The sequence below is a fragment of the Paenibacillus barcinonensis genome (assembly GCF_003217495.1).
In the GTDB taxonomy this organism is placed as follows: Bacteria; Bacillota; Bacilli; order Paenibacillales; family Paenibacillaceae; genus Paenibacillus; species Paenibacillus barcinonensis.
In genome coordinates this window covers 1-14553 of the sequence record NZ_QJSW01000010.1, presented here as the reverse complement: position 1 = coordinate 14553, position 14553 = coordinate 1, and the positions used below count along the sequence as shown (strand labels likewise).

Sequence of the window (14553 nt, the reverse complement as noted above, 5' to 3'; positions counted from 1 at the left end):
AGGTGAAAAATGTCGCATTTGCGCACACCATCACACTTGCTTGTCGATATACATCATAAAAAAGACGTGAAGACTCCATGACCAAAAAAGTCCACAAGAACTCCTTCGGCGGAAAGCTCCTTCATGTATATCAATATTGGATCAGAGTCTATATAGCAAATAATTCGCCTTTACCACTCTTATTGACCGTTTCACAAGTTGATGTGCAGATGCACTGGTTGTAAAGTAACCAACTTATAAAATTTGAGCTTTGAACTCAATCAATAAGGCAACATAAGTTGCCAATCGGCATTTGACCCGGCTGTCCGTATGGCCTTAACTCCTAAGTAGAAGTGGTCAAAAATTATCTGCTGGAAAGCTCTAATTCATATTGATAAATCAACTTTCCAAAATCACAGGTATTACACTATCAGACGTTTCTCTAAAAATCAAGGGATATTTCAAAATTTATTTTTTAACTCTGATTTGCTTCGGAATGAAAACGGTACCCGTCAAACACAGCCAGCCCCTTCTCATTAAGAAGCTTTCCTGCTACCATGGGCTTCTGAGGACTTTTCATAAATACTTCTTCGCAGGAAATCATAATGTTATCACCCGCAATAGCAGCAAGCTGATCATGTGTTACACTGTACACAAGTCGCCCAAGGTTTGACCATACCATAGCCCCGGAGCACATCACACAAGGCTCGCAACTGGTATAAAGAGTATACTCGCCGAGATCAAAAATGTTATTTTCCGAACAGAAGGATCGAATTAGCCCGATTTCTGCATGATGGGTGGGATCACAGAAACTGTTAATTTTATTTTCACCCATCATTACAATCTCTCCATCCTTCACCAAAATGGCACCAAAGGGTTCATTGCCTTCCGCTCTCGCCTGAAGCGCCAGATCTATTGCTTTTTGCATAAATATTCTATCTTTATCCATTGCACGACCTCCACGAAGAATATGCTTAGCTGTAATCCTTACTTTTATAGTATACGATATGTTTATCTGGCTTATTGAAAAATTCGATACATTTTATTTCAGTTGCAAGTTTTTATTTCGGTCAAACGGAAAAGGGAATGTCATGTATCTGTTTTCTATCTGTTTTCTATCTGTTTTACCACAGCATTGATATCATATAAAGATAGAAGCATGGCTCGGCCTTGATCTGTAATCTTGAAGCGATTGTGACTCAAGTATACGTACGGGTGCGGCAGCCCTGAATAATCATAAGTCTAAAATGGATAATCATTCATCTCCTGCGCTTCGTTATATAATATGAAAAGGCAGTAGCAATGCGTAACACATCACTACTGCCTTCTCTGAAAAGAAGTATTCATGTGCAGCCAGATATCTCGCCAGAGGTTTCTTTTAATGAGGAACCTGGGACTGAAAATCACCGCGACTGGATTGATTGGCATGATATAATAGTACATCTCCATCTTTCAACGGCCATCTTCTTCCCTGAAGATCTGGCGGATTCGGATCAAACCCTTCTAGTCTCCATTGATTCATTAACGGCGCCTGAATATATTGCAGATGTGGGGCCTGCGTATTGCCGTTACGAAGCGTCTCCAAATTAAAATTCACGGCAATATATCCATACTTGAGAAATACAGGAGCCTTATCATCCAGCATATCCTCTCTAGCCAGTCGCTCCAGGTCTGTGCCCTTGGGCACCGCGTAAACATCTGCAGGCAGACTGTATTCCCCGTACCACCGTTGTATGGCAGCATTAGCTCGGTCTGCATTGACACCAGGAGGAAGTCCTGTTTTGGGACCGATGAGTGTACGTAGCTTCGAGGGCAGAATCATCCAGCTGTACCGACCCGCCCATGTTTGGAGATGTGAAGTCCGAGTAACAAAATGCACCATCGCCTGCTCCTCAGTAAACAGCTTTCGCTCTTCCTCCGTCCATTCATAAGTGTATTGATATCGAGCTGTATCTCCGAGTTCCATATCAGGTACGTTCCGCAATCTCGCGTTAAGCACTACATAACGCTTCTCAGTATCCTGCCCGGACCCAATTCGGATAAACCGCTCCTGTCCCCGATGATAATACAAATCAACTTCCTGTCTTGAAGTGCCGTCTTGACGGATGTAATAGAAAGTCGGAGTTATTCGTACACCATCCTCTTTACCAAACAGGTTGCCCTTGGTTTTCACATCAAACTTGAAGTGATAACCCGTCTTGATCCCTACATTGCCAAATCCCTGCACAGGATGACTGCCTGGGCGAACTGGCAGAACATACGGAGCCAGATTGCCTCGCGGGTCTCCGTCAATTCCATTTTTTCCAGTCCAATAACGTGCACCTGTAGGTTCAGCGCTCCCTCTTTCTTTGCGAAAAACGTTCTCCCAGTTATAATCTGCAATATCCGTTATGCGAAAATCGTATAAGCGGCCAATGACCTCCACCCCAACGGTATCTGCTGCCACATGATGTGTCAGATCAGTGTTTGCATCCTGCTGCGCTGTAAAAGGCTCGGGTGCATTTTCCGCAATGTTACGAAACTCAATCTGATACTTCCCTTCATCAATCCAAACGGGAAGCACAAAAGCCGTATCCAACTGCTTCACGGGAATATCAGTCCAGGTATGCGCTGGAATGAACTGACTTTTGCCTGCGGTATACACATCAAATGGAAAACGTACCTGTTTGATACGAAAATATTTGGCATAGTCACGCTCCCCGTACCCCGGATAACGCGCTTCATCCAAGTGCTGTCCAGAAGTAGGGAGACGAATCAGAAATGGACGCTCCAGAATCAATGCCGCTGCGGCAGGATCAGGATAGGTCTTCTGATTATGCGGCTGATCGTCGGATACCCAGGCATAGTTCACCACTGGAGTATGTACTGTGACAGAGTTCATTCCCGGAATTGGAAATTGCTGCTCTTGTCCACCATTAACGTTTTCAGGAAGTAATCCATACATTATCTCACCAGTGGTCGGTTGGTCAGCTTTGTTTGTCAATGTATTGTGAATGGTTAACTCTTTACGATACAAAACATCCTGCCCAATCATACCTGGTTGCGGAATCACACTTGGTCTCGGGGCCGTTTTTTGAACTGGTGAAGCATCCATAATGACGTTATTATTAAAGATTACTTTGTCGTTATGGACCGTATTTTCCCCAACCGTGGCTTCCGCTTCCGACTGGAACAAAGATGTCTCACTTGGTGTCGGAGGCTCCTCGGCTCCCCCTCGAACAGACCTTGTACCTAGATCAATTCCCTTGCAAGCAGCCGCTTTGACATGAGCAGTCACCTCAGCATCAGTAGCAGTAATTAAGGTAGGTGGTTCATAATTATAAGGAGTTAAAGTAACGCTCCCCCCATGCCCACTTAATGCATAATTCGAAACGCTTGCTTCATTCAGCTTGTAGACCTCAACATTATCTATCTGCCAGTAGCTATAACCCCTTGTTACTTGCATATCCTGTGCAACAGGCACGTTCAATTCTTTAAACTCAGGAGGGCTCCCCTGATCCTGCTCTCCACTTGATTCACGCCCAGGAATCGTCCATGTTTTATGGTAGTTCCTCTTAACGTTGACCGTATACGTCACCGTACCCGTCATATTCACCCATCTGTGCTGAAACAGATAACTTTTAGCCAGAACGTTTGCATATAAGTCTTCTGACGTTGGGATGCCTTGAGTAACATCAAACCTCTCAGCCCCTCGACCATCTGCCTTGAGAACACCTCGTACAGACGGGTCCATCGTTCTGGCTTCTATGATTGCACCTCTACTCGGAGGGCTGATGATTACAGGACAACCATTCGGCAATCCGCCGCCAGGTTCCTCTTCATCCTCACCTCCACCACCTCCCCCAGAACAATCCTTCACCTCTAACTCTTGAATGGCCTGCTCATCAATAAGCTGCGTGGTGTCTCGAAAATGAGCTTTGATGACTGTGCGACCCGTAATCCCTTTAATGGTAATCTTGCCCTCGGCACCAATCGTTGCTACCGCAGGATTAGAGCTTTCCCAAGTCAAATTTGCATGTGCTGTCAGCTTGTGTATGCTGCCATCCAGCTTGGTCAGAACAGCCTCTGCCTGTACTGGTGCTGCTGTAGACTTACAAGCATTAGGCAGATTAACCACTAGTCCCGGCTCAGAGGTCACCTTGATCGTGGCTGTGTCTGATATCCGGTAGGTGCCGTTGTTCCATATCGCACGTATGGTCACGGTCCCTGGCTTCTCCGCTACCACCTTGCCTGTCTTCGGCTCAACCCTAGCAATCGTTTTATCTGAGGAGTCCCATTCAATTTCCTTTTCCCTGTCTGAAACATCATAACCTTCATTCCAGGTCGTGGCACCATAGTGTTTTGTTTTGACAATCGCTATCATTTGTTTGGTTTGCCCAATCGTGAGTGTGGCATCAGGAGTCACGTCAATTTTTTTTGTCTCCTCTAAATCACCCTCCCAGATGATATCCATAGGAGTATAATAAACAACAGTATGTTTAATACAGCCGGCATTGGTTTTCCCTTTGTTCTCGAATGGATCATTTTGAGTCCATTCATGTTTACCACCAGTTATAGTCCTGATATTAACAATTGTACTTGGAGAGTTAATTTCAGTAAGGCCAACTCCCGTATATGACTTTTGTTTGTCAGACTTCTGATATTCTACACTTTGAATCCTTACTTTCTTAAAGCTTTTAGAGGTTAAGATATTTCCATTGTAATCGGGCCATGAAACTGCTGGCCATCTTGAAAAGTCAACTCGATCAGGAACTTCTTTCGAATCGGGATATGGAGTCTTGCAATTTCCAGCATTCTTAGAGTATGTGGGACCGCCATTATGATCTGCACGAAACCTCCCATCACCCACCTGATACCAGTATACTCCGGGTGTAGCTATAACTTTTTCAGAGTGGACCACTTTGAATTTAGAACTGTTCATTGATTTAGGTGGATATACTTTACTTTCCGCCGCTGTAGAGGAATTAATCAATGAAAAACACATCATCGACGTTATAAACACAATTGATAGTAGAATTCTGTAATTAAAGAAAACGTAGAAACGCATTCGTTTTCTCATAATGTCAAAACCACCCCAGCCCTACTTCATATTTTGAATTTTCATCTCTCCTATACCTTGTGCGTAAATATGATACGTTCCATTTTTAAATTCCAGAAATGATCTCGTCCAAAATCTAACCTTCTTCCCCTTACTTATAAGCTCTCTAGGACTGTCAGGGATAGTTATGAATCCATTTTTTTCAGCATGCGCTATATCTAATCTTCTGAATTTTAGTAATTCACTATTTAACCCTCTGCTATAGGTGATCAAATCAGTTTTATCAGTATTTGATCTGAAAGATATATCGGCATAGGTTAAATAGTAGTTCCCACTAGTGATATTTGATTCTACAAAAAGGTTATTATAGATACCTTGAGCTTTTCCGTTTTGTATCTTAACAACGATGAATCTATGAAGATTCAATATTCCTGACTTATTTGACAATATAATGTCACCTTTAGAAATATCACTTACCTTGACTGAGTCTTTACTATAGAAATAATTACTAATTGTCGTTAAGTTCGTTCCCGTTGTGCCTACCTCTCGTAATTCGTTCAGGTCACTGTACTTTGAAGCATCCGTCCCCTCTACATCCATGTACCGCAGCAAAATTGCAGATACCTCTGCACGAGTTGTGGTGTCAGCCGGTTTTAATGTGCCATCCTGAAAGCCACCAACGATACCTGTTCCACGCACAAGCGCTAGATACGGAATCTGCTCATCTCGAATTGTTCCACGATTTACTTCTGGTGTTGGCAACAAGGTGTTCTGCGTATCATGAAATGCATCCTGGAAGCTGCTCTCTGACTTCATCAATCCGTTTGCAATCCACTTCATCATCTCGTAACGTGTCAATTCCGTACTGGGTTTAAAACCATTCACGTAATCTTTGGCATCAATAAATCCTTGTGCAGCAAGCTGACGAACAGCCGGTTCAGCCCAATGTCCCTGCAGATCAGAGAAGGTCGTCTGCTTCTGTTCATCCACACTCTCCATCCGCGTCGCCCGAGCGAGTATGGCCGCATATTCCCCGCGGGTTACTTTGCCATTGGGCCGGAAAGTACGGTCTTGATAACCTGAAATCAATTTTTTCTCATACGCTTTAGCTATTGTTGCCTGAGCCCAGTGTCCTTGAACATCCTTAAACGGGTTCACTTTGCTTTCATTCACACCCGCCGCATTTGCTGTGGAATTCCACTGTATAGGCCCGGATACGACAGGTAGCAAAGCACCTGCCACCATTGCTGTTGTTAGCCATTTGATAATGCGGATAGTTCTTCTCTTCTTGTTCCCATGTACCGTTTGTTTCATCTTCAATCTGTTCACGCTCCTATGTACCTTAGTATGGGGATGTTCCTTTCATTCCTGCCTAACATTTGGACTTCTTGTTAATCTAATAGAAACCCATATTTGGAATAATCATGAATATTCTACCATGCAAAAGCATTTTATGGGTATGCTTTTCAACTCTCCCCAGCCTCCTAAGGTGTTATCCCTCCTTTCCAGCGACTGTGTTCACCCTGTAAAACATCAAAAAAAGGCCATGAATCCGCAGATTCATAGCCTTATGCTTTAAGGTGTGTTCACATTTCAAAATTATGGAATTTCGCTCTCATATAGAATAACATCCATTACAAGCATTAATCAATCACTTTTTTAGAAGCAATCTCCCGGCAATCGTCCCTATATCCAATGTTACGCTGATGCTGATGATTCCGCCCTCTTCTGGCTTGCAATGTGACTCGCACGAACAAATGCTGCAAATAATTGTCGACTATATCTGTCCACAGTGAAGCTGTACTCAGGATGCCATTGAACAGCAAGCACAAATGAGTAACCCGGCAGAACTACCGATTCAACCAATCCGTCCTCGGCAACGGCTGCGGCTATTAATTGAGGGGACAGTGTTTGAATACCCTGATGATGATAACTGTTTACCTGAATCTGATCCACCTGAAGAATTTCTTTTAACAGATTATGATTTGAGATATGCACGGTATGAACCAGCTCCGTATATGGCGGGCTTTGCTTATGTTCTGTTTGGATCTCCGCTGTGGATTGTGTAGCAATATCCTGATATAACGTTCCACCCAGAATCACATTAAATAATTGCAGTCCGCGGCATATGCCAAAGGCTGGTTTATCCAGAGCAATGACCTTTTCAAATAAAATCTCTTCCATTCGGTCACGTTCCTTGCACAATTCACCACAAGTATCTCTGATCTGTTCGTCATACATCTCCGGATTCACATCATGTCCACCTGTAAACAGAAAACCGTCAAAGGTGTTCGCTAGCACCGCAATCATAGACTCATCTGTCGTTAATGGCAGCATAACAGGTATACCCCCAGAAGCCTCGACTGCCTTCATGTAATCAGGAAGCATCCAGTAGCTGTTTTTATCCGTATCATACAATGGCAGTACACCAATCATCGGTTTATTCATACTCCAGCAGCCTCCTAAGCATACTTTTTCATAACCAGAAGCCTTTGCTTCCATCTTACCAGACTTTGATTCATACAAATTGCACAAAACCTTGCACTTCCATTACACTTCGTCTCGCTTCTCATAAAGTCCCTCAGGCAGTGCCTGCACAAAAGGCGACCAATGCTTCTCAGCATACAAATGCAAACGATGCATCGCACGAGTACAGGCCGTGTAGAGCAGCTTGCGATCATACTCTTCACTATATCGTTCCGCTGAGGCATCATATACGAGCACGGCATCAAATTCCACACCTTTGGCAAGATAAACCGGAATCACCATCCAGCCTTTTTCAAACCGCTCGGTTTCTTTGGTGATCAGCTTCAGTTTCTCCATGCCATGTGCCAACAGACTCTCATAAGCTATACGGCTCTCGGCTGCTGTTTTGGTTATAATGGCAATGGATTGAAAGCCCTCTGCGTGCAACCTGGCAACATCTCTGCAAATAAACGCATCATACTGCCCGTCTGCTGTACCCGTCTGTATAAGCTGCGGCTTCTGATCTCTCCTGTCAAAAGCAATAATCTCCTCACCGCCTGGCAGCATTGCTCTTGTGAATTCGACAATTTCACGAGTTGAACGATAGCTTTGCAGCAGCCTGATAAGCTTGGTTTCCTTTTCACCATACAAACCGGTTAACGAAGAATTCGCAGCGGCAAGCTCTGTTGACTGCATATAAATGGCTTGACCGAAATCCCCCAGCACCGTCATACGAGCTCGAGGGAAGAGCTTTTTGATATATTCATACTGGAATACAGAATAATCCTGCCCCTCATCAACAAACACATAACGGATATCCGTGTTAACCCGCACGCCCTCTATAATTTCTTTTACATATAGATACGGAGTAGCATCTTCATGAAACAGTTTATTTTGATGCAGCATGTTGATCGTTTGTTTACAGATTTCATCCCAGTAAGGAGGCACATCTGCCCCATCGGTACGTTCTTTATAGGCCACCTCGTCTACGAATAACTGCTCGTACGTCGCTTGAACATTCACAAATTTAAACTTCCGCACACGCTGTCTTAACGGTTTAAACATCTGTTTCACAATATTACGCCGCAGTAACTCTTCCTCTCGCTCCACAAAATCAAAGGCGCCTTCATCCAGATCAGCACGTTTACCCGTATGCTCACGTGCAGCATACTGCTCAGCCACTTCAAATACAGCCTTTTCCTTGTGCAGTGAGCGGTACACATCTGCAAAATCGTCCGCATCAAGATAATTCAATTCCTCTTTAACCCAGTCCGCGTGCCGCTCCTGCTTCTCCAATAGTGTCAGCTCCTTCAATAGCCATTCCTGCAATAGCAGGATACGACTGGGTAGCGATAATTTCTCGTCATAGCTGGAGAATTGTGCTCTCATCTGCGTTGAAGTAATAAACTCACGCTCGCGGAATCGAATGCCCACAAATTTTATGCCTTCCCGGCCAAGCCATTGACCATAATTTTTCAAAGCCTCCAGAAATGCTGCGGAAGCTTTGTAGCGAATCCCCTCCAATCGGGCAGCATATCCTGCTTCCTCTCCAGCTGTCAGCACATACTCCATTTGATCGAGCGGGTCCTCCGGGCAAAGGGACGAACCCAGCCAATAGTTCAAATATTCCTGAAACGTGGTCTGTTGAATATTTTCTTCACCCAATTCAGGTAATACGGTCGAGATGTAACTGGCGAACATAGGATTCGGCGAAAAAAGAACCATCTGATCCGCTTTAACGGTTTCGCGGTGCTTATATAACAGATAAGCCACTCGCTGGAGCACCGCCGATGTCTTACCACTTCCTGCTGCTCCCTGCACAATCAGCATTCGACTTCGATCATCGCGGATAATAGCGTTCTGCTCCTTTTGGATTGTAGCTACGATGCTCTTCATTTGAGAGCTTGCACCTTTGGAGAGTACCTCCTGAAGCAGTGCGTCGCCAATCGTCTCACTGGCATCGAACATGCCAAGCAGCTGACCACCCTGAATCTGAAACTGACGCTTCAGTTCCACGTTGCCCTCAATTCTTCCCATGAGTGTTTCATAACTTGATGGACCAGAGGCATGGTCATAATACAGACTGGCGATCGGGGTACGCCAATCATAGATCAGAAAATTCAAGCCCTCTTTGTCCGTAAAAGACGACACTCCAATATAAATCTGCTCCGTGAAGTTAATCCCCTTTTCTTTAAAGTCAATTCGGCCAAAGTAAGGTGACGGAAGCAAACGATTGACACTTTTCCATTGCTGAACAAGCATCTTGTGTACCCGTTCCCGCTCAGCCAGTACGCGTGATTGCTGGTTTATCGTATAAAAAGCTTCTTCAAAATCTGTATAGGAACCCGTATTTATCGTTACTTCTTCCCAAAAGCGCTTACGAATGTCAGCGGCCTGATCTGCCAGTCCAGTCACTTGGGGTTCAAGCTCATCAAGTCTGTCTTGCAGCTCTTGACGAACATGAGACAATCTTTCTTTTTCCCACAGTCGATCATTTGTTTCTGCCATCAGTTCAATCACTCCTCAGTCCATTTATTGGAATAAAAAAGCAAGTTGACAAAACAAAGAATTCGATGTAAGATTAGATTAGGAGAAATAATCATACATTTTTTAATTCAATGAAATTACCAACTGCGTTCATGATTATATCATAGCGCATTTTTGCGTTCAATCTTTTTATTGCATACTAACCAATCAATTAAACATCTTCATTTTACCTTACTTATCCTTAATCCCCTTGCGCTCAAGAGGAACTTTCTGTCCATCCTGTTGTGGGTGTATTATAATGAATAAATTGATAAGATTCAGTTGAACAAAAAGCCCCTTCTTTCCTTATGCGGAAATAGGGGCTTTTTCTTGCTGGTGCACATGCTTTATTTTACTAGAACGTGTCTTAAAACCTACTGAAGTGTACCTTCAGCGTTCTCAGACACACCCTGACTTCAAAAAACATAATGACATTGTACTTCTACTCATCTTCTAGATTGTGCTGGTATCAATAACGAAACGATATTTTACATCAGAAGCGAGTACGCGTTTATACGCCTCATCAATCCGGTCTGCCGAAATAACCTCAATGCTAGGTGCAATATCGTGCTTTGCACAGAAATCAAGCATGTCCTGTGTCTCTCGAATACCGCCAATCATGGAACCGGCAAATGAACGCCGGTGACCGATCAAAGAGAATACATTTACAGCAAGCGGCTCTGGCGGTGCACCCACATTGACAAGTGTGCCGTCCAGCGTCAACAGAGAGAAATAGGCATTGATATCAATGCTGGCACTAACCGTATTAATGATCAGATCAAATTCTCCTGCCAGCTTTTCAAATGTTTCTGGCTGACTTGTTGCATAATAATGATCAGCGCCAAACTGCAAACCATCTGCTTTTTTACTCAGTGATTGAGAGAGAACGGTAACCTCGGCTCCCATAGCATGTGCAATTTTAACCGCCATATGACCAAGGCCACCCATCCCTACGACAGCGACTTTCTTGCCTGGGCCCGCACCCCAATGGTGTAGCGGAGAATATGTGGTAATTCCGGCACAAAGCAGCGGTGCAGCCGCATCCAGCTCAATATTATCAGGAATACGCACAACAAAATCCTCGGTTACCACAATATGTGTGGAATACCCCCCCTGAGTAGGCTCACCGTATTTGTCTACACCTGCATAAGTTGGAATATTGCCTTTCAGACAGTATTGCTCTTCACCTTTGAGACAATTCTCACATTCGCCACAAGAGTCTACCATACAGCCAACACCCACACGGTCGCCAACCTTGTATTTGGATACTCCGCTGCCTACATCAGTTACGATCCCGGCAATTTCGTGACCTGGTACGAGTGGATAATTGACAGGTCCCCACTCCCCATGGGCAGTATGAATATCCGAATGGCAGATGCCGGCAAATTTAATCTCGATTAATACGTCCGTCGTGTCCAGATCACGGCGGTTAATCTCTGCGGAACGAAAGGGTTGATCAGGTCCGTCCACGGCTCTGGCTTTAGCTGTAATCAATATGATAACCTCCTCATGATATTGGAATCTCTTTTATCTTAAGCCCTATAGTTAACTCTAGGTCAAATGTTTTGCATCACTTTTTTTCGAAAAAACGCTTCGTTTTGACATCTATCCTGAGCACATGATAGAATTCACTGCACTATACGATTCTGCTTTGATCTTATCTGATTCTGAAGTGAAAGGAACGTTTGAACAATGACTTATTCCATTAGTGAAGTAGCTAAAAAGTTAGACCTGACGGTTTATACGCTGCGCTACTATGATAAAGAAGGACTTATGCCTTTTGTTGAACGCAGTGAATCCGGCACGAGACAATTTAAAGACTCGGATATTGATTTTCTGAAAATTATACAATGTCTCAAAGCTACTGGCATGCCGATCAAAGATATTAAAGATTTCATTGCCTGGTGCTCTGAAGGAGACGCGACACTGCAACAGCGATATGACATGTTTACCGAGCGTAAGGCCAGTGTCGAAGCGCAGATGGAGGAGCTTCGCCGGACGATGGAGGTTATCGAACACAAACAAAGCTATTATCGGAAGGCTCTGGAAGCCGGGACAGAAAATATTCACAAAACGGTGCTGACCTATAAACGTGAGCAGGCAGCAAGCTCGTAAAGCAGTATGAAGCAGCGTGAAGCCGAGATCTAGGAGCCGTTCTTCAGGCTGAACGTGGCCCCATGATTTTAATATGAAATATACTTCCTGCTGCATGCAAAGAGGCCTCCACTCTAAAAGCTGAAGGCCCCTCGTTTATTTTGCTCTATACTCTTTTAATACGTGTCGCTGTAAAACTTACTTGGAGGCTGAAAGCAAACTGTCTGTAATAAATTGCAGCTCTCCTTCTAAAGACATCGGATCATTATACGTATCTGACTTTGGATCAAGCTGGAATACGTGATTCGCCTTCACGGCCGGCAGGTTTTTCCAGAGTTTATTTTCGTACACTTTCTTCGAATCACTCTTGTCTCCTGACCACGGGCTGGTGAAGATAATATCCCCGGCATACTCTGGCAGCACTTCGATAGAGATTGAAGCCCAGCCTGTCCCGCTGTCAATCGCCTCCGCTTGCGCTTTGGCGGGTGCCTTCAATCCAAATTCGTCGTAAATAATCTCTCCACCTCGTCCATAGTTATGACCGAATACAAATAACCCTTTATCATACGGATTCAATATGGAAACCGTTCGATTGCCAACAGCAGCCGTAACTTTAGGTTTCAGTTCGTTAATCTGAGATTCCCATTTCGTAATCCAGGCTTTAGCAGCCTCCTCTTTGTTTGTCAGTTTGCCCATCTCCAGCATCAGGTCTTTATAGTTCAGCTTGCCGTACTCGATCTGGACAACAGGTGCGATCTGCGACAGCTTGTCCACTCCCTCTGTCCCCGTATACACAATAAACAAGTCCGGCTTCAACGCAAGCAGCTGTTCTGCTGTAGGGGCCTGTTCTCCCAAATCCACCGTCCCCTGAGCGGCAAGCTGTTGCTGGATATATTTATTATTCATTGCCCCTGACATTGCTCCAACCACAGGTGCGTCCAAGGCCACAAAAAATCCGGTCGAGAATGCGGTCAGATCAACAATTCGCTTGGGATTTTTCGGTACTTGTACTTCACCTGCATCAGACTGGTATGAAACCATTTCATTCTCTGCACCTGCTTCTGTGTCCAAAGTGACCTCCGAATTGTTACTTGTCTTGCTTTTGGCTTCTGAAGATGTATGGGCCTGATCTCCTCCATCTGCAGCAGTATTTGCTGCAGACTGACCGCATGCACTTAGGATGAGTACCAACACAAGTGCCATCATCATCCATATTGAACTGTTTTTCTTACGCAAAAATACCCCCACCTTATATCTATTAGATTTAAATTAACGAGTGATACTGATAATCGTTATCAACGATATCACGTATTTCGCCTTTTGACAATACACGTTTAATTGTTGTGTTTCACATTTCATCTAATGCAGAAGAGCAATATTCCAGATGACCTTTTCTCTAACAATTCCAGCCCAAACTTGCCAGATCGTTAGTTAAAAGGCTATCATCATTAGAGTGGATAGAGGGCATTAATTGGGAAATTGTGTATGCAACAAGTAGAGAAAAGTTTCAAGGAGGAAGTAATGGAAGAGATTATACTGTGGTTAAAGTACTTATTTTTGGGCATTGTTCAAGGTGCGACGGAGCCAATTCCGGTCTCCTCTAGTGGCCATTTAATTATTGCCCAGCGGCTAATGGGACTGAAGCAAAATGGCCTTTCGTTTGAAATTTTAACGAACACCGCCTCGTTAATTGCGATTGTTTTTATTTTTCGAGAAGACATCATGAAACTGATTACCGGGGGATGGGGTTACCTGCGCACGCGCAAGCCGGAATATCGGGCAGACTTTATGTTTTGCTTATATATCGTTATTGGTACCATTCCAGCAGCAGTTGTCGCTGTCCTCTTCAAGGATAAGATTGAGGATATTTTCTCATCTGTTTATACGGTGGCCTTTGCCTTATTAATTACAGGTGTAGCACTCTGGCTTATCCGTAATCTGCGTGGTCGCAAACAGGACGGTGACTTAAAGACAAAAGATGCCGTGCTGGTCGGACTCGCTCAGGCCGTTGCCCTTATTCCAGGCATAAGCCGATCCGGTGCTACTGTCATTGCGTCGATTGCAGTTGGCATGAAACAGGAAACTGCATTAAAGTTCTCATTTATGCTATATATTCCGATCAGCATCGGCGGTCTGATTATGGGTGCATCTGACATTGCACATGATCCGAATCGGGCGCAATTAGCCGTCCCTTATCTGATCGCGTTTATCACTACATTGATCGTTACCTATTTCTCCATGCGATGGTTTATGGGCATTATGGCCCGAGGTAATCTCAAGTATTTTTCATATTACTGTTTCGCGGCGGGTACATTGTTACTGATCTTTTTATAGGATCTTCTCTATACACATCAAGGGGCTGTCCCATAAGTCATAAAAATGAATTGGGATAGCCCCATTCTCCAAAATTGTGCAACAAAAAGAAACCGTTCCTTGGTAAAATGGAAGTG

9 protein-coding genes are annotated in these 14553 nt (G+C 44.1%); 2 read left to right on the top strand and 7 right to left on the bottom strand.

Translation table 11 applies throughout. The features are described from left to right. Window positions 1-454: 454 nt before the first annotated feature. The 6 genes from DFQ00_RS15980 to DFQ00_RS15955 all read right to left on the bottom strand — a co-directional run bounded on the left by DFQ00_RS15980 (window position 455) and on the right by DFQ00_RS15955 (window position 11503). On the bottom strand, window positions 455-928 hold the full coding sequence (locus DFQ00_RS15980; protein ID WP_110897495.1) for a nucleoside deaminase: 474 nt from the start codon (window positions 926-928) through the stop codon (window positions 455-457). 429 nt (window positions 929-1357) lie between these two features. Continuing rightward, window positions 1358-4432 carry a DUF5704 domain-containing protein gene (locus DFQ00_RS15975; RefSeq protein WP_244213869.1) on the bottom strand — a complete coding sequence of 1025 codons (3075 nt, stop codon included), beginning with the start codon at window positions 4430-4432 and terminating at the stop codon, window positions 1358-1360. A 627-nt stretch (window positions 4433-5059) separates the two neighbouring features. Beyond that, window positions 5060-6331, bottom strand: coding sequence for an S-layer homology domain-containing protein (locus DFQ00_RS15970; RefSeq protein WP_110897628.1), 1272 nt, complete (start codon window positions 6329-6331; stop codon window positions 5060-5062). Between the two features lie 384 nt (window positions 6332-6715). Next, window positions 6716-7465, bottom strand: a complete 750-nt coding sequence (locus DFQ00_RS15965; RefSeq protein ID WP_110897493.1) for a gamma-glutamyl-gamma-aminobutyrate hydrolase family protein — start codon at window positions 7463-7465, stop codon at window positions 6716-6718. Window positions 7466-7567: 102 nt separating this feature from the next. Beyond that, window positions 7568-9991: an RNA polymerase recycling motor HelD gene (helD, locus tag DFQ00_RS15960; protein ID WP_110897492.1), complete on the bottom strand. Its 2424-nt coding sequence runs from the start codon at window positions 9989-9991 to the stop codon at window positions 7568-7570. A 471-nt stretch (window positions 9992-10462) separates the two neighbouring features. Beyond that, window positions 10463-11503: an NAD(P)-dependent alcohol dehydrogenase gene (locus DFQ00_RS15955; protein ID WP_110897491.1), complete on the bottom strand. Its 1041-nt coding sequence runs from the start codon at window positions 11501-11503 to the stop codon at window positions 10463-10465. 198 nt (window positions 11504-11701) lie between these two features. Here DFQ00_RS15955 and DFQ00_RS15950 point away from each other — a divergent pair, with 198 nt between their 5' ends. Then, on the top strand, window positions 11702-12124 hold the full coding sequence (locus DFQ00_RS15950) for a MerR family transcriptional regulator (RefSeq protein WP_110897490.1): 423 nt from the start codon (window positions 11702-11704) through the stop codon (window positions 12122-12124). A gap of 177 nt (window positions 12125-12301) precedes the next feature. On the opposite strand, the gene DFQ00_RS15945 is transcribed toward DFQ00_RS15950, so the two are convergent. Further along, entirely contained in the window at window positions 12302-13339 is a 1038-nt protein-coding gene (locus DFQ00_RS15945; RefSeq protein ID WP_110897489.1) for an ABC transporter substrate-binding protein, read from the bottom strand. Window positions 13340-13624: 285 nt separating this feature from the next. Between DFQ00_RS15945 and DFQ00_RS15940 the strand changes: the two genes are divergently transcribed. Then, entirely contained in the window at window positions 13625-14437 is an 813-nt protein-coding gene (locus DFQ00_RS15940) for an undecaprenyl-diphosphate phosphatase (protein WP_110897488.1), read from the top strand. The last annotated feature ends 116 nt before the right edge of the window (window positions 14438-14553 follow it).

Coding starts and splice junctions, on each gene's coding strand:
- DFQ00_RS15980 (WP_110897495.1), bottom strand. CDS start 928: ATGGATAAAGATAGAATATTTATGCAAAAAGCAATAGATCTGGCGCTT.
- DFQ00_RS15975 (WP_244213869.1), bottom strand. CDS start 4,432: ATGGATATCATCTGGGAGGGTGATTTAGAGGAGACAAAAAAAATTGAC.
- DFQ00_RS15970 (WP_110897628.1), bottom strand. CDS start 6,331: ATGAAACAAACGGTACATGGGAACAAGAAGAGAAGAACTATCCGCATT.
- DFQ00_RS15965 (WP_110897493.1), bottom strand. CDS start 7,465: ATGAATAAACCGATGATTGGTGTACTGCCATTGTATGATACGGATAAA.
- helD (WP_110897492.1), bottom strand. CDS start 9,991: ATGGCAGAAACAAATGATCGACTGTGGGAAAAAGAAAGATTGTCTCAT.
- DFQ00_RS15950 (WP_110897490.1), top strand. CDS start 11,702: ATGACTTATTCCATTAGTGAAGTAGCTAAAAAGTTAGACCTGACGGTT.
- DFQ00_RS15940 (WP_110897488.1), top strand. CDS start 13,625: ATGGAAGAGATTATACTGTGGTTAAAGTACTTATTTTTGGGCATTGTT.